This window comes from Candidatus Pelagibacter sp. PS_02 (assembly GCF_059418065.1).
Window position 1 is genome coordinate 60,223 of the sequence record NZ_CM182079.1, and the last position, 22,415, is coordinate 82,637.

At 29.7% G+C, this 22,415-nt stretch carries 29 protein-coding genes and 3 tRNA genes; 17 read left to right on the plus strand and 15 right to left on the minus strand.

The genetic code is table 11. The annotated features are described in order from the left end of the window. Positions 1–26: 26 nt before the first annotated feature. Genes AC5SL4_RS00290 through rpmH form a run of 6 tightly spaced genes read right to left on the minus strand, consistent with a single transcriptional unit; the run spans position 27 to position 4,008 of the window. Positions 27–698, minus strand: a complete 672-nt coding sequence (locus AC5SL4_RS00290) for a pyrimidine 5'-nucleotidase (RefSeq protein ID WP_027306796.1) — start codon at positions 696–698, stop codon at positions 27–29. Beyond that, positions 695–1,561 (minus strand): acetylglutamate kinase, encoded by an 867-nt coding sequence (gene argB / locus AC5SL4_RS00295; RefSeq protein ID WP_494587352.1) that lies wholly within the window; start codon positions 1,559–1,561, stop codon positions 695–697. The genes AC5SL4_RS00290 and argB overlap by 4 nt, the downstream gene beginning before the upstream one ends. After that, complete coding sequence (gene yidC / locus AC5SL4_RS00300; RefSeq protein ID WP_494574090.1) at positions 1,562–3,238, minus strand: membrane protein insertase YidC; 1,677 nt, start codon at positions 3,236–3,238, stop codon at positions 1,562–1,564. Beyond that, positions 3,238–3,489, minus strand: a complete 252-nt coding sequence (gene yidD / locus AC5SL4_RS00305) for a membrane protein insertion efficiency factor YidD (protein WP_006997437.1) — start codon at positions 3,487–3,489, stop codon at positions 3,238–3,240. Before yidD ends, yidC begins: the two co-directional genes overlap by 1 nt. Next, the gene (gene rnpA / locus AC5SL4_RS00310; protein ID WP_011281733.1) at positions 3,489–3,833 is read right to left on the minus strand and encodes a ribonuclease P protein component; all 345 of its coding nucleotides are present in this window, start codon (positions 3,831–3,833) and stop codon (positions 3,489–3,491) included. Before rnpA ends, yidD begins: the two co-directional genes overlap by 1 nt. 10 nt (positions 3,834–3,843) lie before the next feature. Further along, positions 3,844–4,008, minus strand: coding sequence for a 50S ribosomal protein L34 (gene rpmH, locus AC5SL4_RS00315; protein ID WP_006997435.1), 165 nt, complete (start codon positions 4,006–4,008; stop codon positions 3,844–3,846). Positions 4,009–4,100: 92 nt separating this feature from the next. Here rpmH and AC5SL4_RS00320 point away from each other — a divergent pair, with 92 nt between their 5' ends. Further along, positions 4,101–4,820, plus strand: a complete 720-nt coding sequence (locus tag AC5SL4_RS00320; RefSeq protein ID WP_011281734.1) for a TVP38/TMEM64 family protein — start codon at positions 4,101–4,103, stop codon at positions 4,818–4,820. A gap of 2 nt (positions 4,821–4,822) precedes the next feature. On the opposite strand, the gene AC5SL4_RS00325 is transcribed toward AC5SL4_RS00320, so the two are convergent. Continuing rightward, positions 4,823–4,896, minus strand: a tRNA-Thr gene (locus tag AC5SL4_RS00325). Between the two features lie 101 nt (positions 4,897–4,997). Between AC5SL4_RS00325 and AC5SL4_RS00330 the strand changes: the two genes are divergently transcribed. The 12 genes from AC5SL4_RS00330 to hisG all read left to right on the plus strand — a co-directional run bounded on the left by AC5SL4_RS00330 (position 4,998) and on the right by hisG (position 12,822). Next, the gene (locus AC5SL4_RS00330) at positions 4,998–5,195 is read left to right on the plus strand and encodes a hypothetical protein (protein WP_006997433.1); all 198 of its coding nucleotides are present in this window, start codon (positions 4,998–5,000) and stop codon (positions 5,193–5,195) included. Positions 5,196–5,295: 100 nt separating this feature from the next. Continuing rightward, complete coding sequence (gene dcd, locus AC5SL4_RS00335; RefSeq protein ID WP_006997431.1) at positions 5,296–5,853, plus strand: dCTP deaminase; 558 nt, start codon at positions 5,296–5,298, stop codon at positions 5,851–5,853. A 2-nt stretch (positions 5,854–5,855) separates the two neighbouring features. Further along, positions 5,856–7,109, plus strand: a complete 1,254-nt coding sequence (murA, locus tag AC5SL4_RS00340) for a UDP-N-acetylglucosamine 1-carboxyvinyltransferase (RefSeq protein ID WP_011281735.1) — start codon at positions 5,856–5,858, stop codon at positions 7,107–7,109. Continuing rightward, the gene (locus tag AC5SL4_RS00345; protein WP_011281736.1) at positions 7,109–7,504 is read left to right on the plus strand and encodes a DUF2948 family protein; all 396 of its coding nucleotides are present in this window, start codon (positions 7,109–7,111) and stop codon (positions 7,502–7,504) included. The genes murA and AC5SL4_RS00345 overlap by 1 nt, the downstream gene beginning before the upstream one ends. Then, the gene (hisD, locus tag AC5SL4_RS00350; protein ID WP_011281737.1) at positions 7,504–8,790 is read left to right on the plus strand and encodes a histidinol dehydrogenase; all 1,287 of its coding nucleotides are present in this window, start codon (positions 7,504–7,506) and stop codon (positions 8,788–8,790) included. The genes AC5SL4_RS00345 and hisD overlap by 1 nt, the downstream gene beginning before the upstream one ends. A gap of 2 nt (positions 8,791–8,792) precedes the next feature. Continuing rightward, positions 8,793–9,008: a translation initiation factor IF-1 gene (infA, locus tag AC5SL4_RS00355; protein ID WP_006997427.1), complete on the plus strand. Its 216-nt coding sequence runs from the start codon at positions 8,793–8,795 to the stop codon at positions 9,006–9,008. Between the two features lie 5 nt (positions 9,009–9,013). Further along, positions 9,014–9,089, plus strand: a tRNA-Phe gene (locus AC5SL4_RS00360). A gap of 88 nt (positions 9,090–9,177) precedes the next feature. Further along, complete coding sequence (locus AC5SL4_RS00365) at positions 9,178–9,390, plus strand: cold-shock protein (protein ID WP_006997426.1); 213 nt, start codon at positions 9,178–9,180, stop codon at positions 9,388–9,390. Between the two features lie 235 nt (positions 9,391–9,625). Then, positions 9,626–9,700, plus strand: a tRNA-His gene (locus tag AC5SL4_RS00370). 5 nt (positions 9,701–9,705) lie between these two features. Continuing rightward, positions 9,706–11,103, plus strand: coding sequence for a histidine--tRNA ligase (gene hisS, locus AC5SL4_RS00375; protein ID WP_011281738.1), 1,398 nt, complete (start codon positions 9,706–9,708; stop codon positions 11,101–11,103). Then, positions 11,081–12,133: an ATP phosphoribosyltransferase regulatory subunit gene (locus tag AC5SL4_RS00380; RefSeq protein WP_494574091.1), complete on the plus strand. Its 1,053-nt coding sequence runs from the start codon at positions 11,081–11,083 to the stop codon at positions 12,131–12,133. The genes hisS and AC5SL4_RS00380 overlap by 23 nt, the downstream gene beginning before the upstream one ends. Further along, a complete protein-coding gene (gene hisG / locus AC5SL4_RS00385; protein WP_011281740.1) occupies positions 12,133–12,822 on the plus strand; it encodes an ATP phosphoribosyltransferase in 690 nt (229 codons plus the stop codon). The genes AC5SL4_RS00380 and hisG overlap by 1 nt, the downstream gene beginning before the upstream one ends. Here hisG and AC5SL4_RS00390 read toward each other — a convergent pair. Then, positions 12,808–12,939: a hypothetical protein gene (locus tag AC5SL4_RS00390; RefSeq protein WP_269077266.1), complete on the minus strand. Its 132-nt coding sequence runs from the start codon at positions 12,937–12,939 to the stop codon at positions 12,808–12,810. The two genes, hisG and AC5SL4_RS00390, sit on opposite strands and share 15 nt — an antisense overlap. Before the next feature lie 64 nt (positions 12,940–13,003). Here AC5SL4_RS00390 and AC5SL4_RS00395 point away from each other — a divergent pair, with 64 nt between their 5' ends. The 4 genes from AC5SL4_RS00395 (at position 13,004) to AC5SL4_RS00410 (ending at position 16,650) form a co-directional block, all read left to right on the plus strand. Then, on the plus strand, positions 13,004–14,101 hold the full coding sequence (locus tag AC5SL4_RS00395) for a DNA recombination protein RmuC (protein WP_011281741.1): 1,098 nt from the start codon (positions 13,004–13,006) through the stop codon (positions 14,099–14,101). 37 nt (positions 14,102–14,138) lie between these two features. After that, positions 14,139–14,828: a hypothetical protein gene (locus tag AC5SL4_RS00400; RefSeq protein ID WP_041185804.1), complete on the plus strand. Its 690-nt coding sequence runs from the start codon at positions 14,139–14,141 to the stop codon at positions 14,826–14,828. 1 nt (position 14,829) lies between these two features. Further along, complete coding sequence (locus AC5SL4_RS00405; RefSeq protein ID WP_494587353.1) at positions 14,830–16,257, plus strand: exonuclease domain-containing protein; 1,428 nt, start codon at positions 14,830–14,832, stop codon at positions 16,255–16,257. Between the two features lie 75 nt (positions 16,258–16,332). Then, positions 16,333–16,650, plus strand: coding sequence for a thioredoxin family protein (locus tag AC5SL4_RS00410; protein WP_011281744.1), 318 nt, complete (start codon positions 16,333–16,335; stop codon positions 16,648–16,650). Here the strand turns inward: AC5SL4_RS00410 and AC5SL4_RS00415 are convergent. The 7 genes from AC5SL4_RS00415 to AC5SL4_RS00445 are packed head-to-tail and all read right to left on the minus strand — an operon-like array spanning position 16,647 to position 22,414. After that, on the minus strand, positions 16,647–17,915 hold the full coding sequence (locus AC5SL4_RS00415; RefSeq protein ID WP_011281745.1) for a bifunctional folylpolyglutamate synthase/dihydrofolate synthase: 1,269 nt from the start codon (positions 17,913–17,915) through the stop codon (positions 16,647–16,649). The two genes, AC5SL4_RS00410 and AC5SL4_RS00415, sit on opposite strands and share 4 nt — an antisense overlap. Then, on the minus strand, positions 17,869–18,798 hold the full coding sequence (locus AC5SL4_RS00420; protein ID WP_011281746.1) for an acetyl-CoA carboxylase carboxyl transferase subunit beta: 930 nt from the start codon (positions 18,796–18,798) through the stop codon (positions 17,869–17,871). Before AC5SL4_RS00420 ends, AC5SL4_RS00415 begins: the two co-directional genes overlap by 47 nt. Then, a complete protein-coding gene (gene trpA, locus AC5SL4_RS00425; protein ID WP_006997416.1) occupies positions 18,795–19,592 on the minus strand; it encodes a tryptophan synthase subunit alpha in 798 nt (265 codons plus the stop codon). Before trpA ends, AC5SL4_RS00420 begins: the two co-directional genes overlap by 4 nt. 1 nt (position 19,593) lies before the next feature. Next, positions 19,594–20,826, minus strand: a complete 1,233-nt coding sequence (gene trpB / locus AC5SL4_RS00430; RefSeq protein WP_006997415.1) for a tryptophan synthase subunit beta — start codon at positions 20,824–20,826, stop codon at positions 19,594–19,596. Further along, positions 20,816–21,445: a phosphoribosylanthranilate isomerase gene (locus tag AC5SL4_RS00435; protein ID WP_006997414.1), complete on the minus strand. Its 630-nt coding sequence runs from the start codon at positions 21,443–21,445 to the stop codon at positions 20,816–20,818. Before AC5SL4_RS00435 ends, trpB begins: the two co-directional genes overlap by 11 nt. Then, a complete protein-coding gene (pyrF, locus tag AC5SL4_RS00440) occupies positions 21,442–22,134 on the minus strand; it encodes an orotidine-5'-phosphate decarboxylase (protein ID WP_011281748.1) in 693 nt (230 codons plus the stop codon). Before pyrF ends, AC5SL4_RS00435 begins: the two co-directional genes overlap by 4 nt. Then, entirely contained in the window at positions 22,124–22,414 is a 291-nt protein-coding gene (locus tag AC5SL4_RS00445; protein WP_006997412.1) for an HU family DNA-binding protein, read from the minus strand. The genes pyrF and AC5SL4_RS00445 overlap by 11 nt, the downstream gene beginning before the upstream one ends. Between the last annotated feature and the right edge of the window lies 1 nt (position 22,415).

Sequence of the window (22,415 nt, forward strand, 5' to 3'; positions counted from 1 at the left end):
TTTATTTTATCTTTAGTAGGTTAGTTTTATTGTGCTTTTAATATATTAATTTCTTGAAGAAAAGAAGGCAAGTTCTTAATCTTATAATCAATATATGGTTTATCGGCATCTTTTTTTGCAAATACTTCATCATTCTCAAGCCAACAAGTTTTCATTCCTAAATTTTTCGCTTGTTCTAAATTATGAGCAATATCTTCGATTAATATTGATTTTGTTGGATCAAGCTCAAATTTTTCTATTATCTTTTTATAAGGTTCAATTTTTGGTTTTGGAATAAAATTAGCATCAACAATATCAAACGCTCCATCAAACAAATCATCTATACCTAGTTGTTTAGTTACATTTTCAACATGAGCGTGAGAACCATTAGTAAAAATATATTTCTTTTCTTTTATTTTAATTAATTCTTCTCTTAATATCTCATCTTTAGGAAGCCAGCTAATATCAATATCATGAACAAATTCCAAAAATTCATGTGGATCAATTTTATCGTGACTCATTAATCCAGATAATGTCGTTCCATATTCATAGAAGTATTTTTTTTGAATTTCTCTTGCTTTAATTAAATCGACATTAAATTTCTTTGAAATAAAAGAAGACATCTTTTTATCAACTTCAGAAAAAACCTTTGTTTGTCCAGAATACAAAGTATTATCTAAGTCGAATAGCCAGTATTTAGTATCAATTAAATTTTTCATTCTCTAATTAAAGTTCCTGAACCATTATCAGATAATAGTTCAAAAAGGAGTGAGTGATTTTTTCTTCCATCAATTATTACAACTGCCTTAACTCCATTACTTGCAACATCTAGACAATTCTTAATTTTAGGTATCATTCCACCAGAAATTACTTCTTGATCAATTAATTCATTAGCTTTTTTAGAATTAATTTCAGGGATTAGTTTTTTTTCACTGTCTAATACGCCCTCAACATCACTAATAATCATTAATCTTCTAGCTTTTAGTTCAATTGCAATTGATCCTGCAGTAGTATCTGCATTTATATTAAAGGTCTGATTATCTTTATCCACACCTAAGGGTGCAATGACTGGTACTTCGTTTGCTTTTATTGTTTCAGTTAAGAACTCTTTGTTAATCCCAGTAGGCTTTCCCACAAATCCAAGATCTTTATCTTCTTGCTCAACAGTAATTATATTATTTTCTTTTGAGGTAATTCTTTTTGCTTTGCAGTCTAACTCATTTAAAGCTTCAACAATCTCTTTATTAAATTCAATTAATACATCTTTAACTATGTTGATCATATCTTTATCAGTAACTCTTAGTCCGTTAATAAAATTGCTTTTAATATTAACTTCTGAAAGTTTATTATTAATTCTTTTTCCACCTCCATGAACAATTATAGGATTGAAACCAAGTTTTTTTAAAACGACTACATCTTCAATAAAAACTTTAAATAATTTTGGATCAACTAAAACACTGCCACCACACTTAATGATAATAAATTCATCATTATATTTTTCTAAATATTTTTTTACTTCTTCAACTGTTGGGCCATCTTTGGGTAGGATATTTATTAATTCTTCTTCTCTTAACGATGACATTTATGTTGTTTTGATAGTCATTTTTCTTTGAACAATATATTGTTGTATCATTGTGAAGATGTTGTTGAAGCTCCAGTAGATAACAAGACCTGCAGGAAATGGTGCAAGAATTACAGTTAAAAATACCGGAAAGAACATAAATATTTTAGCCTGTATAGGATCTGGTGGAGTTGGGTTTAGTTTCTGCTGTATCCACATTGTGATACCCATAATGATTGGCCACGCACCTATTAATAAGAAAGAAGGTGGGTCCCAAGGAAGTAAACCAAAAACATTAAATAAAGATGTAGGATCTCTATCACTTAAGTCATGTATCCATCCATAAAATGGCATGTGTCTCATTTCAATGGTTACAAATAATACTTTATATAGTGCAAAGAAAACTGGAATTTGAACTAGGATAGGCAGACAACCGCTCATAGGATTAACTTTTTCTTTTTTATAAAGAGCCATCATTGCTTGTTGTAATTTCATTTTGTCATCCTTGTGCAATTCTTTCAGACGAGCCATTTCAGGTGCTAATAACTTCATTTTACCCATAGACTTAAAACTAAAGTTGGCAAGAGGAAAGAAAGCCAATCTAATGCAAATAGTGACAGCAATAATTGCTAAACCGTAATTACCAAGTAATTTAAAGAAGTAATCTAATACAAAGAACAAAGGTTTTGTGATGAAGTACATAAAGCCCCAATCAATCGCTAGATCAAATTTATTGATATCTAAATTTTCAGCATAACCATCAATTACATTTACTCTTTTAGCAGCAACTATAATTTGAATTTTTTCTTCAATGGAACTGTTTGCTTTAACCTCAATACCTTTGGTAGATATGTAATTTGCTCTGAATTTATTTTTATAATCAAAAGTTGTTTTAAACTCTTTACCCTTTGGTGGTATAACTGATGTAACCCAAAACTTGTCTGAAATAGCAACAAATCCATCTTGTGCAATTTGAGTAAATTTTTTATCCTGGATATCGTCGTAATCTTCCTCAATTAATTCATCATCAAGTACAGATAAAAACCCTTCATGCAAAATATAAAAACCAGATATTTCTGGTAATTCGTTTCTAATTATTTGCCCATAGGAGTAAAAATTATAAGATTTATCTGATGAGTTAATTATTTTTTCTTTTACAGTAAATAAAAATTGATCATCTAGACTTATATGTTTTTCAAATGTAATCCCTTGAGTATTACTCCATGTTAGCTTTACAGGATTATTATTAGTTAATTTGTTATTTCCTGAAACTTCCCAGACGGTAGAAGCATCAGGTATATCTATATTTTTATTAGTGCTTACAAAGCCACTTTCAATTAAATAACCATCTTCAACATTTCTTGGGCTTAATAAGGTTATTTTTTCATTTTTATTAAGTTCGACATTATATTCCTTAAAAGTTAAATCATCTATTGCTGCACCCTTTAAAGAAATTGACCCAACAACACTTCCATTTTCAAATTGAATTCTATCATTTTCTTTTAAAGCATCTGCTCTTGAAAGTTTTGAAAAATTTTCATTTTTATCTAAGCTAGGAGTGTCTTCATTATTTTCAATTTTATTTTGTTCAGCTATATTTTTTTTAATAGTCGCAGGGTCAGGCTGAAAAAAAAGAGAGTATAAAATAATTACTGCTGCTGATAAGGATATTGCTGCGATTACGTTTCTAGTATCCATTATTTCTTAGCCTTGAATTCTTTATTTACTGGATCAAATCCTTCACCACCACCCAATATCTTAATAGGATGACATGAAAATATTCTTTTAGTACTTTTTGAGATTGCCTTAACAAGCCCATATGTTCTTAAACATTCAATTGTATATTCTGAGCAAGTTGGAAGATATCTGCACGAAGGAGTTAAGTAGGGGCTAATAACCATTTTATAAAATTTGATCAGGCCAATTAAAATGTTTGATATAATATTCATTACTTAATCTTTTCTATGTCTTGGAATAAAGTATCTTTTATTATCGCATATTCATTGTTTAGCATAGTTATTTTCGCAATCACAAGGTAAGAATAATTAAAGTTTATAGACACTTTTTTTATAGCTTCGTTCATTATATTTCTTAATCTTCTTTTAATTTTATTTCTCTTTACAGCACTACGGATTAGTTTTTTTTTAGCTACAAAGCTAATATTTAATTTTTTATTATCTTTATCTGCAAGAGGACCAAAAAAGAGAGTGATATATTTATTTGAGATTTTTTTTTTCTTAAGTAAATTTTTAAAATCTTCGTTTTTAGAAAGAGCAACAATTTTGCTTTTCATTTATTTTGAACTATTTACCCTGAGGTTTTTTTTGAGTGGATGACACTGTAAGGTTTTTACGTCCCTTATCACGTCTTCTCTTAATAAGTTTCTTCCCACCTTTAGTTGCCATCTTTGATCTGAAGCCATGCTTCTTAAGACGTTTTCCAACTTTGGGCTGATATGTTCTTTTCATAGGATTTATTTAAGTTTTTTTAAATTTCGCCCTTTATAGTAATTATATGTATAAATAGCAAATAGAAGATTTTATAATACGACCAATAAATTATGGAAAAATCAAAAAAAGTTAAGATAACTTTAGGTTTATTTTATCTTCTAGTTGTTTCATCATTTTTATACTTTTTTTTATCAAAATTCACCCTCGAAGAATTAACAAGCTATGAATTTATTAAAAACAATAGAGATTATTTTTTTGGATTAAAACAAACTAATTTATTTTTAATTTCTTTAATATTTTTAACAGCCACAATTATCTGGGTTGTGATGGCTGGATTTGGTTTGCCAGTTGCACTCTTAGCAGGGTTTATTTTTGGCAAGTGGCTTGGAACGATTATTCTAATAATTGGAATGACTATTGGTGCAACAATTTTATACATCATTGGAAATTATTTTTTTAAAGAAATTATTAAAGAAAAGTTTTTAAATAGATTTAAAAATTTAGAAGTAAAATTTAAAAAATCAGAATTTATTTATCTTTTAGCTTATAGATTTATTGGAGGCATTCCTTTTGCATTATCAAATGTGTTACCTTGTATTTTTAATGTTAGAGTGAGTAATTTTTTTTGGGCAACATTAATAGGATTAACTCCACCACTATTTTTAGTTGTTTCAATTGGAAGTGGACTTGAAAAAATCATAGAACAAAACTTAGAAGCTCCTAGAATCATTGATTTGATATATTCACCAGATATCTACATTCCAATGATTGCTTTTGGAGCTTTATTAGTAGCTGCAATTGTTGCTAGAAAAATATTCTACAAAAAATAATTTGGTGCCCCCACCAAGAATCGAACTTGAAATTTATCCTTACCATGGACATGTTATGCCATTTAACTATAGGGGCTAATTTGTTATTTTATTGAAGTATTTCTATAATAAATCATTTTTTCAAAAAATTGCCTTAATTTTTTTCATATAATGATTTATACCTACGGAGGAAATTTTATGGGCATTCATTACGATTATAAATCTACTAAAGGCAATAAGCTTATGGAGAAGCAGGCAAAGAGAGAAAAAAAGCTTGCTGAAAAAAAAGCAAAACGTGAAGCTAAAGAAGGACCAAAAGTTCAAGAAGAACCAGAGAAAACTTTAGATGCATCAAAGCCTATCACTTTAGATTTTTTAACTAATCCAGACAAATAATGAATGATAAAGAAAAAAATGAGAAGTTAAGTCTGGCTCTTAGAAAAAATTTAAAAAAAAGAAAAATTTTTCAAAAAAAAAATAAGAAGAAAAGTAAATAATGTCAGTACTTTCTGATAAATCTATAAGGAAGTTAGCAGTTGAGCAGTCAATGATTTCTCCTTTTATAGATAAGCAAGTCAGGGATGGTAAAATTTCTTATGGACTTAGTTCATTTGGCTATGATGCAAGAGTAGGAGATGAATTTAAGATATTTCATAATGTTAATTCTTCTATCGTTGACCCTAAGGAGTTTAGTTCAGATAATTTTGTAACCAAAAAAAGCTCTGATTATATTATCATTCCTCCTAATTCTTTCGCTCTTGGAACTACTATTGAAGTCTTTAAAATACCAAGAGATATTATGTGTATTGTTGTTGGTAAGAGCACATATGCAAGAACAGGAATCATAGTTAATGTAACTCCAATTGAATCTGAGTTTTTTGGAACAGTTACTCTTGAGTTTTCTAATACCACACCGCTACCTGCAAAAATTTATGCAAATGAAGGTGTTGCACAATTTTTATTTCTAAAAGGAGATCAGTCTCCAGAAACTTCATACGCTGACCGTAAAGGAAAATATATGGGTCAAACTGGAGTAACTTTACCAAAAGTATAATCATGAAAAAATTGGAAGTCTTTGGGGCAGCAAAGCTCAAGGGACAAATTAGAATTTCAGGTTCTAAAAATGCATCCCTTCCTATTTTAGCTGCAACATTATTATCAAATAAAAAGATATCTTTAGCAAACCTCCCACGGGTAAAAGATATTGAAACAATGATACTTTTATTAAAGTCATTAGGTTCAATTATTGAAGATAATAAAAAAGAATTGATTATCAAAAATACCAAGCAAACAAAAACTTTTGCAGCTTATAGTTTGGTTAAAACTATGAGAGCAGGAATATTAGTTTTAGGACCATTACTTGCTAAATTTGGTAAAGCAAAAGTTTCATTACCTGGCGGCTGCGCAATAGGGACAAGACCTGTTGATATTCATTTGCAAGCTCTATCAAAACTTGGAGTTAAATATAAAATTATCCAAGGTTATGTGCATGCTAATGCACCCAAAGGATTAATAGGAGCAAATATAAAATTTCCTAAAGTTTCAGTTGGTGCTACAGAAAATTTAATTATAGCCGCATGTTTAGCTAAAGGAAAAACAACTTTATCAAATTGTGCGATTGAACCTGAGATTAAAGATTTAGTTAATTTTTTAATTAATATGGGGTGTAATATTAAGTGGACTGCAAAGAGAACGGTTAGAATTGAAGGAGTGAACAATCTTAAAGAATTAGATTACTCAGTAATGCCGGATAGAATAGAGGCTGGAACTTATTTAATAGCTGCAGCATTAACTGAAGGAAATTTGAAAATTACTGGAATTGATCCTAAGATAATAAGTACAGAAATTAATATCTTAAAAAAAGTAGGATCAAAAATTACTTTAAAAAAAAATGAAATCCTTATTCAAGGAAGTAAAAAGATTAAAAATATAAATATTAAAACATCTCCTTATCCAGGGTTTCCAACAGATTTGCAGGCACAAATGATGGTATTATTATGTAAGGCTAATAAAAGATCTCATATTAAAGAAGAAATATTTGAAAATAGGTTTATGCACGTTGCAGAGCTTAATAGAATGGGAGCTAAAATTTCTATTAATGGAAATCAAGCAAGCATAGAAGGAAATATCAAATTTGAAGCAGCAGAATTAATGGCCACAGATTTAAGAGCCTCTGTATCTTTAATTCTTGCAGCTCTTGCAGCTAAAGGAAAATCAGTAATTAATAGAATATATCACCTTGATAGGGGCTATGAAGATATAGAGAAGAAATTAAAAAAAGTAGGGGCTAAAATTAAGAGAATTAATTAATGGATAAAAAATATTTATCAAAAATTATAGCTACAGATAATGAGGGATTACAAGTAATCTCAGCATGTTGCTCTGGAGCTGAAGTTAAAGTTAATGAAATTAAGTATCTTCAGAAAAACAAAGTTTTTCTATTATCATTAAAAAGATCTAAAGTAGAAACGGAAGAACAAGATAAAAAAATTATTAGTATTTGCAAATTTGAATTTGTAGATAGAGTTAAATCTAAAAATATTAAACAAAACGACCCTGAGGAAAAATTAGAGTTAATTGGGATGGATTATTTAAAAAATAATGACAATTATGAGATAAACTTAATGTTTACAAACAATGCATATATTACATTATCGACAGAAATAATTGAAGTAACTTTAGATGACCAAAACAAAGCTGATTAATGATTAAGATATTAGATAGTAAAAATAAAAACTTTGATAAAACTTTAGACGCATTACTGTCTAAACGAAAAAATAAAGTCCAACTTAATTCAGTTTCAGTTATTAAAATTATTAAAGATGTTAAGAAAAATGGAGATAAAGCTATTTTAAAGTATGAAAAGAGATTTAATAAAAATAGTATTATTGCCCCAAGCATAAAACAAATTAATAGAGCTATTCAGTCTTTAGATCAAAAAGTTAAAAAGGCAATCGATCTTGCTTATGATAGAATTTATAAATTCCATTCATTACAAAAATTTAAAAACATTTCTTATACAGACAAACTAAAAAATAAATTAGAGTATAAATACGTACCTATTGAATCAGTTGCAATTTATGTACCTGGTTCAACAGCTTCATATCCTTCCAGTGTTTTAATGAATGCAGTACCTGCAATTGTTGCTGGAGTGAAAAGACTAGTTATGGTTAATCCAGGTCAAAAAGGTAAACAAAATCCTGCGGTATTATATGCTGCTAAAAAATGTAAGATTAAAGAGATTTATTCAATTGGAGGACCATCTGCTATTGCAGCTGTTGCATATGGTACTAAGAAAATCAAAAAAGTTGACAAAATTATTGGCCCTGGAAATTCTTATGTAGCTGCAGCAAAAAAAGAAGTATTTGGAGATGTTGGAATTGAAGGAATGATTGCAGGTCCTTCTGAAGTGACAATTGTTTGTGATAAGTTTTCAAATCCTGAATGGATAGCGAGCGATCTAATAGGTCAAGCAGAACACGATAACCTTGCTCAATGTATTTTAATTTCAAAAGACAAATCAATTATTAAAAAAGTTAATTATGAAATTATCAATCAATTAAAAGAATTGCCTAGAGCAGTGATTGCAAAAAATAGTCTACTTAATAATGGAATTTTAATTTATATGCCGTCTGACCAAAAAATTATTAACACAGTAAATAAAATTGCTCCTGAACACTTAGAGCTTAATACTAAGAACTATAAAAAGGTAGTGAGTAAGATTAAAAATGCAGGATCTATCTGTTTAGGAAAATATGCTGTAATGGCAATGACAGATTATAATGTTGGCTCTAATCATGTATTGCCAACCAATTCCTCAGCAAGATATTCAAGTGGAGTTAGTGTTAATGAATTTTATAAAAGAATTTCATATATAAACCTATCAAAAAAAGGGATTGAAACCCTTGGTCCATCAGTTATAACACTTGCAAACTACGAGGGTTTAGTGGGACACGCTAAGTCGGTAGAAAAAAGAATTAGGAGAAAATAAATTTGTCAAAACAAGAAATGCTGTCGTTCTCAGGAATTGTTGAGGATTTATTACCAAATGCAATGTTTAGAGTAAAATTAGAAAACGGCCATATTGTTACAGCTCATGCTGCAGGCAAATTGCGTAAGAACAGAATTAGAGTACTTCAAGGTGATAAGGTTCAAGTCGAAATGACACCTTACGATTTGACCAAAGGTCGTATCACTTTTAGAGGTTAATATGGGGCCCTGTAGCTCAGTTGGTAGAGCATCGGATTGAAAATCCGTGTGTCACTGGTTCGAGTCCAGTTGGGGCCACCACCACCTCCCTTAAAAATCTAAAAAATTATTGAAAAAATAAAAGAAATAAAATAACTTTTTTATATAAATAATAAAAGGATGAGTAAAAATGAGCACACTAAAAGGAACAGTAAAGTGGTTTAACGGTAAAAAAGGTTTTGGCTTTATTGAAAGAGAAGATAAAGAAAAAGATGCATTCGTTCACGCATCAGCAGTAAAAACTGCAGGTATGCGTTTTTTAAACGAAGGTGATAAACTAGAATTTGAGATGGAGGATGGCCCGAAAGGCCCTTCAGCTGTAAATTTAAAAAAAATAGACTAGTTCTTAAACTTCAAAAATCTAAAAGGGCGTTTAATCCTTAAAAATAAGGTTAACGTCCTTTTATATTTAGGTGTTGAAAATTATTCTTAATTGTCTAAAAGACTGATCATGATTATAAATATTACATACAGAGAGACTTCAAGAAGTACTCACAGACTTTGTTTCCATAGCCTTTAGGCTATTTATTTATAATATAATTTTAAATCCACACAAAAATAATATAAACACAAGGAATGCCTGCGTAGTATAACGGTTAGTACGATAGTTTGTGGAACTATAGGATTTGGTTCGATTCCAAGCGCGGGTACCAAAAAGATGAATAAAGAAAATAAACTAATTCCTGGGTTACCCTCAGGATTTGAAGATCGATGGGGCAAAAAATTAATTCTCAAGAAAAAGTTAATTAATACTATTGAAGCTAATTTTGTAAAATTTGGTTTTGGTGCTCTTGAAACGCCTTCATTTGAAATTTCAGAGAACATAGGATCATTTCTTGCAGATGATGATAGTAATCCTATGTCTGACGTATTCTCATTCAAAGATGGGGAGAAAAATATTACACTTAGATATGATTTATCAAGTCCACTAGCTAGATTTGTTGCTCAAAATAATCAGGAATTACCCTTACCTTATAAAAGATATCAAATGGGTGATGTCTGGAGAAACGAAAAAGCGGGTAATGCTCGTTATAGAAGCTTTTTACAATGTGATGCTGATATAGTTGGTAACGTTAACCCAGCCCAAGCAAATGCTGAACTATGTAATTTGATTGCAAGTACACTTCTTGCCTGTGGTTTAAAAAAAGATCAGTTCGTTGTTAACATTAGTAATAGAAAAATTGTTCAAGGTTTAATTGAAGACCTTAAAATATCCGATGATAAGAAGATAAAGGTTATGAGAGCAATAGATAAATTAGATAAGCCTGGCTTTGGTTTAAGAGGAGTTGAAGATTTATTAAAAGAAGAAAGAGTAGATGCAAGTGGAGCTGTTACAAAGGGTGCTAACTTAACAGATGATCAAGCTTCACAAATAATCAATTTCTTAAAAGTAAAAGATTTAAAAGAATTAAAAGAAAATTTAAAAAATCCTTTATCTCAAGAAGGAATTAAAGAATTAGAAGATTTATTAGAAATAGTAAGTTATGGAGATTATTTAGATCAAATAAAGACAAACTTTACAATTGTAAGAGGGCTTGCTTATTATGATGGGTTTTGTGTTGAAACCAATTTAAATTTCAAAGCAAAAAACAGCAAAGGTAAAGAAGTTGATATAGGAAGTATTTGTTCAGGTGGACAATATAATAAATTAATTTCAAGATTTAAGGGAGTTGATATTCCAGGAACTGGAATGAGCTTTGGTGTTGACCGATTATTATTTGCAATGATGCAACTTGATCAAATTGAAGTGGATGAAAAAAAACCAGTCATTATTTGTGTAATGGACGAAAAGTATTTAAAAAATTATTATGAGATTTTAAAAGTTTTAAGAGATAATAATATTAACTCTGAAATATTTTTAGATAGTAAAAAAAATTTAGGCAAACAATTAACGTACGCAAATAAAAAACAATGCCCGGTAGCTGTTATTTGTGGTGAAAATGAATTTAAAGATAATACGATTACTTTAAAAAACCTTTTAGGAGTTAAAGGTGAAAACAATCAGTTAACGTTCCCAAAAGAAAATTTAATTAATGAAATCAAAAAATTTATCTGAAAAAATTCTTAGATCGGTTAAATCTAAAGGATTTAAATATATTGATTTACCTTCAGTAATTGAGGCCAATCATATCGTTCAACGATCTGGGGAAAATTTTAGAAAGTTTATTTTTTCATTTACTGATCAAAATGGTAGTGAGCTTTGTCTTAGACCCGATCTAACTATTGCATCATGTTTAAGATACTTAGAAAATAATCTTAAAGGAAAAGAGAAAATATTTTATAGCGGTCAGGCCTATAGAAAATCAAATAATAAAAAAGATTCTATTATTAGAGACCAAGTTGGCTTTGAGATTATTGGCTCTAAAGATGAAAAGAAAGATGATAAGGAAATTATTAATACAGCCTTAAAATCTCTATCTAATTTACAATATTCATCAGGAACTTTAAAAATTGGTAACGTTGAGATTTTCAATTTATTAATTTCAAAGCTAGATATCCCAAAAAGATGGAAATTAAGGCTTTCAAGACACTTTTGGAGAGAAGTATACTTCAATGATTTATTAAAAAGGTTAGAGACAAACTCTGATGTAGACCCAACGATTGTTGAAGTTGATAAAAAGAGATATTTAAAAATGTTAAAAGATAATCAGCAAACAATAGTTGCTGGACGATCAATTGAAGAGATTTTAAAGAGATTTGATAACAAGATTAAAGATCCAAGAAGAGCTAGTAGAGGTAAAAACGTTTCAAAAATTATTAAAGAGTTTTTAAAAATTAACTGTCCAATAGGACAAGCTGCTGAAAACCTTAATATTTTTTTTAAAAAAAATAAAATTAATTTAGTTGTGGATCAAAAATATTTCCCAACTTCATTAAATAAAATTCAAAAATTAAATGTAGAGTTCTCAGCGTCTTTTGGGCGTCAATTAGAATATTATACAGGCATGGTATTTAAAATCGATATTAAATCTAAATCTAAAAATATTAATGTAATCAATGGTGGAAGATACGACAAACTAATTTCAGACCTTGGATCTAAAAAACAAGTTCCAGCAGTAGGAGCTGCTTTAAATTTAAACTACTAATGACAAAAAATATTATTAATATTGGAATTCCAAGTAAAGGTAGATTGAGAGCTGATATCTTAAAGATATTTAAAAAAAATAAATTAAATTTAGTCTCAGAAAGAGGTGAAAGAGATTTATTAGGATCTATTAAAAACTTAAATAATGTTAAAGTATTATATCTTCATGCAAGAGAGATAGTTGAAAGACTTGGAGATGGCTCTTTAGATCTTGGCTTTTCTGGATTTGATTTATTAAAAGAAAGTGAAGTAAATATTCAAAAAAAGATAAGTGTTGTTAAGAATTATGGATTTGGTAAAGCAACATTGGTTGTTGCTATCCCAGACCCTTGGATTGATGTTCAAACAGTTGCTGATTTAGAAGAAATTGCTTTTGAATTTAAAGATAAAAAGAAAAAAAGATTAAGAGTGGCAACGAAATATCCTAATTTAACAAGAGAGTTTTTGTTTTCAAAAGGAGTTACTCAATTTAAGTTAGTTAGTAGTTTAGGTGCAACTGAAGCATATCCTTTTACAGGGTCATCTGAAATTATAACCGATATTACTTCATCTGGTGAAACTCTGAGAGCGAATAATCTTAGAATTCTTAAAGATGGCGAAATTTTAAAGTCAGAAGCCTGCATGATGGCTTCAAAATCTTCTTTAAAAAATAGTCTAGTTAAAAAATTAGTTAAGCTACTTTCTAAGTAGAGTATCCTTAACGTAAATTAAAATAATCTTAATAATATCAAGGTTTCTAAGTACTGCATAAGCCGTAACTATAGTTCCTGTAATAAGTAGTATTTTTAATACTAAGATTAATTCCATAGAGACAGTTTTAAATAATTACATATATAAATCAAATTTTTACTATAAAATATCTCATAGAATCATGGACATAATTTTATTAACAGTTTTAGTCTTATTACTAGGAGTTGCTTTAGCAATCCTTTATCTGAACTTAAGATCTAAGCCAAAAGATGAGAGCGAAAATAAAGAAGCTGAAGAGATGGCCAATTTAAAGACAGAAATTACTTCATTAAAAGATACCTTAAATACTACTATTAATACTTCACTTGGTTCAATGTCGACTTCATTTACCGCTCTATCAACTGGGGTGACTAAAGATATGACAGAAGCTTTAACAAAAGTTGATGAAAAAGTAGGAAACTTCAACAGTCAGGTCGAATTATTAAATAAAAGCCAAGAAGGTATAACAAAAATTTTAGCTGGAGTTAAAAAATATGGAACTCTTGCGGAGTTTTCATTAGATGCACTGATTAAAGACTTATTACCTGCTTCTCAATTCATGACTAACGTTAAGATGAAAGAGGACACAAGTGAAAATGTTGAATTTGCAATTAAGCTTCAGGGTGATGTTTTAGTACCAGTAGATTCTCACTTTCCAGTAGAAAAATTTAAAGCTATTACCGATGGTTATGACGCGGATGATAAAAGAGCTGTTGCAGATGCAAGAGCAAAATTAGCGACTGCATTTAAAGCTAAAGCTAAAAGTGTTAATGAAAAATATATTGTTCCACCAAAGACAACAGATTTTGCAATAGTTTATGCACCGACTGAAAGTTTATATAAAGAGCTAACTGAATACCAAGATCCAACTACTAAAGAGTTATTAACTCAAGAATTAATGAAAAAACATAAAGTTGTAATCTGTGGTCCAAATACTCTTTCTGCTTATTTACAATCATTACACATGGGCTTTCAATCTCTAAAAGTTCAAAAGGGCGCAACTGAAATTTACGATCATCTAAAAACAATTAGCTCAAGATTTGGAAAACACTTTGATAATATAATTGCTCTTAGAAAAAAATTAGAAGAAGCAATGATTGTTGTTGATAAGTTTGGAACAGATGCAAGATCGATCAGCAGAAGCCTAGAAAATATTAAAGATCCCGAACAAGTTGATAAAGCTGTTCAAACAGAAAATGTAGAAAAATTTGTTGACCATTCAAAACAAGCCAAAAATTAATTTCATTTTTCCTTCAATACCCCTTATAACAAACTATATGCAGTGGAATAATAAATTTACTTATCCAAAATCTATGAGATCAATGGTTAGTGGCTCAAGAATGTATGCTGTAAATCAAGAAAAACTTCCATCAGTAACTTCCATATTACAAGCAACACAAAGTGAAGAAAAAAAAGCATCTCTTGCAAATTGGAAAGCAAGAGTGGGCGCTGCTGAAGCTAATAGAATTAAAAATGATGCTTCAAGTAGAGGAACATCGATGCATTCTCATTTAGAAAAATATTTATTAGGTCAATTAAATTTAGAGCTATTAGAAGAAGAGGCTAGTAAATCCAAAAAAATGGCAGATGAAATTATTGAACAAGGTATAAAAGGAAAATTGTCAGAAATTTATGGTACTGAAGCAACATTATATTATCCAGGAAAATATGCGGGTACATGTGATGCTTGTGGAGTGTACGAGGGACAAGAAACTATCATTGATTTTAAACAGTCCAACAAACCGAAAAAAGAAGAGTGGATTGAGGACTATTACCTTCAATTAGGGGCTTATTCATTAGCTCATAACGTTGTTCATAACTCAAATATCACTCAAGGAATTGTCCTGCTATGTACGGTTGATAATTTATTCCAAGATTTTAGAATTCAAGGTGTTAAACTAGAAGAATATCAAAATAAGTTTTTAGAAAAAGTCGAACAATACTATCACCAAAGGAATATGAACTAATATGAACCTTGCAATATGGGATATCGAATCTAGTAGCGCTAATACTTCATGGGGAAGCATTATTGAAGTAGGTGGCATTTTAGTTGACCCAAATTTTAAAGAATTAGATCGTTTTAATTTTAGATGTAGATTGCCAGAAGGAGAAGTTCCTCAAGCAATGGCTTTAATAGTTAACAAAACTAGCGTTGATTTATTAACCAAAGGAAATTTAAGTCACTACCAAATGTTATCTCAGTTAGAAGCAACATTTAAAAAATGGAGCCCAGCAATGTTTATGGGTTGGTCAAATATTGGCTTTGATGATGAAATGATAAGAAATGAATTCTTTAGAGGAATTAGATATCCTTATATCACTAACGCAACTCCTAACAAAAGACATGATGGTTTAAACATTGCAAGAGGCGCTCATGCAGTAGATGAAAGTGTTGTAAAAACTGAAATAAATGCAAAAGGGAATGCGGTCATGAAACTAGAATCGTTAGCTAGAATGAATGGTTTTGAATCAAGTGGTGCTCACTCAGCTTTATTTGATGCAGAACTAACCGTTAAGGTTTTAGGATTAATTAAAAAAAATCAGCCTCAAACTTGGGATACATTTTTAAGAACAGCAAACAAGAGCGATACAGAAACAATATTTAAAACAGAAAAAATGTTTACATTAGCTGAATATCATTTTGGTAAAAATTATAGATTTGTAGTTGCACCACTTCACCCAAAACATTGTATTCACCCAATCTATCAATGGGGCCAAGCTTTTGACCTTAAAATTGATCCTATTCCATTATTTGATATGTCAATTTCTGAACTTAAAAGTGCTATTAAAAAATTAAAGTTTTTAAGAACTATACGATCAAATAAAGCTCCTATAATTCTAGACGCAAGTTATGGACTACAAGTTGAACCATATAGTAATCTTGATCCTGATCTAATTAAAGAGCGTGCAAAATTAGTAAACAGTAATGAGAGATTTTCTCAAAATGTTTTAACCGTATTACGAGAAACAGCTGAAGAAAAAGCACAATTCGATTCACAAGTTGATTTACTGGCAGAAGAGACAATTTATAAAAAATTTACTCCTCAAAAAGATACAGCTTTATTTCCAAAATGGCATGCAGCTTCTTGGAAAGATAAATTAATATTATTAGATAAATTTGAAGACGAGAGAATGGTAAGCTTTGGAAAAAAGATAATATATCAAGAATCACCTGAGACACTTCCACCTGATATGTTTAAGACTATTAAGCGTGGAATAGCCGAAAGAATATTAAGTGATGAAAAAGAAAAATGGTGGACATGCAAAGAATTTTATTTTGAGTGTGATAATTTAAGAGATAGATATACAAACGAAAAAGATGAGAAAAAGCTGAAGTTTCTAGACGAAATTAATGAGTTCGTAGAAGGTATTCAAAAAAAATACGAACAAGCATAATAAGTCTCTGTTAATTAACTAAAAAAATCATTTTTTACATATTGAATAAATCTAATAAGAATTTATATATGAATCATGCTTATTGATTTTAAAGACGAAGAATTTGAAACAAAAATTAAGAATGAAGATATCTCTGTAGTTCAATTTTCTGCAGAATGGTGTGCTCCGTGCAAGAGCCTTAAACCCATCATGGATAAGTTTTCAGATAGCTACAAAGATAAAGCAAACTTTTATTATGCTGACATAGAAAATGGTGGAATTAACACAGGTTCAGCTGCTGGTGTAAGAGGTGTACCTACTGTTATTGTTTACAAAAAAGGTGTTGAAGTAGACAGAAAAGTTGGTGGAGTTGCTGAAAGTCAAATGAAAGAATTTCTAGATAAGAATATCTAGTTTAAGTTTAAAACTTCTCCTGCAAGATACAAAGAACCTGTAATTAAAATAATATCATTTTCTTGAAGATCAATTGAGCTAATTGCTTCCTCAATAGAATTTTTATAATTAATATTTTCAAAATTTTTAATTTTCTCTTTAAGTTCACTTCCCTTAATAGCATTGGGTTGATTTGGAATGTCAATTGTTGTTAATGATTTAATATCTTTAAAGTAACTCATATATTCATTGTGGTCTTTGTTGGCCATCATCCCTAAAATAATATGTTTGTTACAATTTAGACTTTGAAGATATTCATTTAATACCTTTGCGCCAAGTGGGTTATGAGATCCATCAACAAATAATAAATTATTACTAGTTAAATCTTTTAATTTTCCAGATTTTAATTCTTGTAGTCGTGCGATACTTTCTATTTTAGTAATACCACTCTTAATATGTTCATCAGTTATTTTATAGTCTGTTAATTGTCTAACAGTTGCAATTGCCGTAGAGACATTTTCTAATTGAAATTCTCCAGGCAAATTAGGTTTTGGAAGTTTAAGAGCACCAAATTCATCCTCAAAATAAAAAAAATCATTTTCTTTTAATGTAAAATTATAATTTTTATTAAAGATTATTTTTTTAGAAGTATTGTCTTTAATTGTATTTTCAATACTTTTGCTTATTTCATTTGAACTTTGTTTTGCAACTACGATTTTAGAGTTTAACAAAGTGGATGTTTTCTCAAATATTATTTTTTCAACTGTTTGCTCTTCTTTTGGAAGCCAGTCTAAGTGATCCAGACCAATAGCTGTTACAATACTAGCTAAGTTTTTTTTTAAAATATTGGTTGCATCAAATCTATGAAATAGACCTGACTCAATTAAGTTAATGTTTTCAGGGTATTTCTTTGCATAATGAAAATAAGCAACCGTTAAAATTTCAAAGAAAGTGATTTGTGTTTGATTATTAGCTTCTTCTACTTCAGAAAAAAGATTGGCTAATTCATCATCTGTTAGAGGCTTATTGTTAAAGACAAATCTCTCATTAATTTTTTGAATGTGAGGACTGGTATAAATATTACATTTATAATCAGCCTCTTTTAAAATTGCATAAAGTGCCTGGATAGTTGAAAATTTTCCGTTCGTGCCAACAATAGAAATGCAGTTAATTTGATCTTGAGGATTGCCTAATTTTTCTAAAAGATTTTTAGTTCGATCTAGACTTAGATCAATCTCTTTAGGATGCAGCTTTTGTAAGCGCTCTACTATCTTCTGAAGTTTCATTTTCTGATGAATTTATAGCAGAATTTTTCTTTAACAATATTGATAATAATGATCCAATTTTTTCTCTTAAGTCTTTTCTCTCTACAATTAAATCTACAAAGCCAGTTTTTTCTACATACTCACTTCTTTGAAAGCCTTCTGGTAACTCTTCTCTTACAGTGCCTTGAATTACTCTTGCTCCTGCAAAAGCTATAAGAGCTCCTGGTTCTGCTAAGTGCAGATCACCTAACATTGCATATGACGCTGTAATACCACCAGCAGTTGGATCAGTTAGAACAACAATATAGGGTAAATTATTTTTCTTTAGTTCGTTAATTGCAAGTGTCGTCCTTGTCATTTGACTTAAAGATATAAGACTTTCCATCATTCTCATTCCGCCACCAGAAGTAAACACTACAAAAGGTTGTTCATTTTCTATTGCATGTTGAATTCCGTATAAAAAAGCTTCACCTTCTGCAGCACCAATTGAGCCACCTACAAAATCAAAATCAGATGCAATCGCTGTGATTTTTAAATTTAGAATATTAGTATTAACAACCATCATTCCACAATCCATGCCAGTTTTTTTTCTAGCAGCTTTTAATCTATCTTTATAAGGTTTTGCATCATTCCAATTTAAAGGGTCATCTTGAGGAATTGGAGTTTTTAAAACTTCATAATTATTTTTGCCAAATATAATGTCAAATCTCTGACGTGGGCTTATTCTGTGGTGTTTGTTACAAGATGGGCAAACCCATAAGTTTTCTTCTAAATCTTTTTTTAAGATTGGCCCTTTACAACATGAGGTCCAGTCACTATTAGCTATCTCTGTTTTGGTTGCACGTGCTTTAATGATGGTTTTAATCTTTTCACCAAATCTTAAAGTTTTTTTAATCCAATTCATGCTATTTTTTTTCTTAACTTTAACACAATATTAGTTACATTTGTGACAGGATTTTGGCGTTTTTTAATAGAATTTGATATTTCTTTACATAAAGCACTGCCAACCACTAATCCATCAGCCTTTCTTAAAGATGCTATGGTTTTTTCAGTGATCCCAAAGCCTATTACAATATTCTTATTCTTGTTAAGTTTTTTAATTTTACCGTAACGCTCTAAAATTTTTTTAGGCGAAACCTTTAGCTTGCCACCAGTTGTTGAGAGCATACTGATATAATAGACCATATCATGTGAGTCTCTTATAATTTTTTTCATTCTGTCCAGAGACGTAGTAGGAGATACTAATTGAATAAAACTAATATCTTTTTTCTTACATTTTTTTGCAAATTCTTTATTTTCTGGATAAGGAAGGTCAACAACAATTAATCCATCTACTCCTACTTTTTTACAAATATTTATAAAGTTATTATCTCCATATTGATAAATCATATTATAATAACCCATCAATATTACGGGTTTTGATTGTTTTGATTTTTTAAAATTTTTAACTATTGAAAAAACATCTTTAATTTTGATACCATTTTTTAGAGCTCTATAAGCGCTTGATTGAATCTGTCCACCATCTGCAATTGGAGTGTTATGAGGAAATCCTATTTCGCAAATGTCAGCATATTTTGCAATTGATTTTAATATCTCAAGAGACTTCTTTTTAGTACTATCTCCAGCTACCGTGTAAGTTAGTAATGCAGGTCTCTTTTCAGTTTTTACTTTTTTAAATGCTAAGTTGATTAATGACATCTTAGTTAATTTTTCCCAATCTTTCTTTTAAAATATCACGATCCTTTTTGGCATCACCACAAGAATTAACAATAATGATAGTATCTTTGTTTAATTTTGGAGCAATTTTTATAGCTTCAGCAAAAGCATGACTAGGTTCAAGACTTGGGTTTATTTTTTCAAGTTTTGTAACTAGTTTGTATGCATTTAAAGCCGCCTCATCAGTTGCAGATGTATATCTTGCTCTTTTAGTATCTTTTAAGAAGCAGTGAATAGGGGATACCCCAGGATAATCTAATCCAGCAGAAATAGAAGCGGTATCGTTAATTTGTCCTTCACTATTTTGACAAACATAAGCTGCAGCTCCATGCAATATCCCAAGTTTAGCTCCATTAGTTAGAGGTGCTGCATGTAGTTTTGAATTTTTTGGTCCACCAGCTTCAACACCAATTAATTCAATCTGTTTTTTGTCATAATCAATAAACTCACTCCAAAACCCATAAGCTGAACTTCCACCTCCAACACAATTAATGAGTTTAATTTTTTTAGGCATCTTTTTAAATTCTGACTGAATTTGAACTTTCAATTCTCTTGAAATTTGAGCTGTACTCCAGCCACAAATTTTAACAAATATATTAGGGCCTACTGTTGATCCAACACACATATGGGTGTTATCGCAATTTGAAACCCAATAACGCATGCATTCACTGACAGCATCTACTAATGTTTGGCTTCCTGAATAAACAGGTACAACTTCTGCACCATTCTTTTTCATTGCATCTACATTAGGCTTTTGTCTTTTAATATCCTTTGCACCCATGAATATTTTGCATTTAAGGCCAAATTTTTTAGCAGCCATACTCAGCATCTTTCCAGCATACCCTGCACCCGTATCACCAACGACATATTTTTTCCCTGCCTTTTTAGCAATAAGGCAATGAACTGTTGCATTATAAATTTTATGAGCTCCTCCGTTCGCCTCAGACACCATTTTGGCATATATTTGAGCTCCACTTAAGTGATCTGATAGGTTTTGAAGTTTAATAAATGAAGTAGGAGAGCCTATATAATTCTTAAAATAATAGTCTCTTTCTTTAAGAAATTTTTTATCGTATCTAAGTTTTTCAAAAAGTTCAGTTAAATCCTCAATGGGCTTTTTTAATGTTTCAGGTATAAAATTTCCACCAAATTTACCACCCCAAAATCCATTTTTGTTGTGCTGATCAATTAAAGGAATTTTTTTTTTAAGTTTCATTGTTAATTAATTTAATTTTATTTAAAAAAATATTTATTTTTGAAACATCTTTTAATCCAGATGTTTCTAGACCTCCAGAAATATCTATAATGTCTGCAATTTCTTTATAATTTTCAAGGTTATCTTCAATTTGAATATTCCCAGCAAGCATCAATTCTTTATTAATTTTAATATTTTTAATTAATTGATGATCAAAGGACATGCTTTTTTCATAACCTTTACTGTCGAATAATATTATATCTGCAAGCTCATTATATTCTAAATATTTAACTGTGTCATTTTGATCTTTTACAGTTATCGCAACAATAATTTTCTTATTATATTTTTCTTTAACTGATTTAACTTCAGTAGGTGTACAATCATAAAGTTGATAATAATCGAATGGTAAATCCTTTATTTTTTCTAATATATCTTCATTAGGTTTAACTAATACAGCAACATATTCTGATTTTTTTTTATCAACTTTTAATAGCTTTTTAAGCTTGCTGTGTTCAACAAATCTTTTTGATTTAGGCCAATTACAAATAAACCCTATCATCTTAGGTGGAGTAGGATGGGAAGTTAAAAATTCTAAAGTTTTAGAGTCGGAGATCCCACAAATCTTGCAGGGTTGGATCATTGATTTAAGTGATTAATTAATCTTTTAATGTTGTTTTTGATATTACCCTTTATTAATGACCTTCCCATTACAATACCAGAAACTTTATTTTTAAAAGCATCATTAGGAGTCATTACTCTAGATTGATCATTTGCATCATCTCCAGGTAGCCTTATTCCTGGCGTAACAATAAATAAATTTTTGTATTTTTTCCTAACTATTTTTGCTTCTTGTGCAGAACACACAATTCCAGCTGCACCTGATTTTTTTATAAGACCAGCTTGTTTTAATACTAGCTGCTCTACGGTCTTGGTGTGACCAATTTCTTCAAGAGATTTTTTGTTAAGGCTTGTTAAAATTGTAACTCCTAATACTTTTAAATTTTTGTTAATTGATTTAGCTTTTTTTGTAATAGCTTTAAGCATTTCAAGGCCACCGCTTACATGAACTGTAATATATTTACATTTCTTTAAATCTTTTAAACTATCCATTGCAGATAAAGCAGTTTGTGGAATATCATTTATTTTTAAATCTAAGAAATAATCTCTCTTAAAATTTTGAAGAAAAGCTCTCCCACTTTTTGAATAAAAGAACTGTAAGCCAAATTTTGGAATTATTTGAAGTTTATTAGTTTTCGTATCGCTAATTATTTTTTTTATTTCTTTTAAGCTTGATGTATCACAAGCAACAAAGATATTTTTATTCATCATTGTTTAATTTTTTAAACATTTCCTTAGACATTTTAAAGTGAATTGTTTTTTTTTCAGGCGTATTCACTTTCTCTCCTGTTTTGGGATTTCTTGATATTCTTGCCTTTTGAATATTAGTAGAGAACATTCCAAAACCTCTTAATTCAACACGATCTCCTCGTTTAAGGGCCTGCTTTATTTCAGTAAGAATAATATCAGTAAACTTTTCTAAGTCTTTTTTTAAAAAATTTGGGTAGTTATTAGCGAGTTGTTTTAGAAGCTTTGATTTTACAATAGCCAAT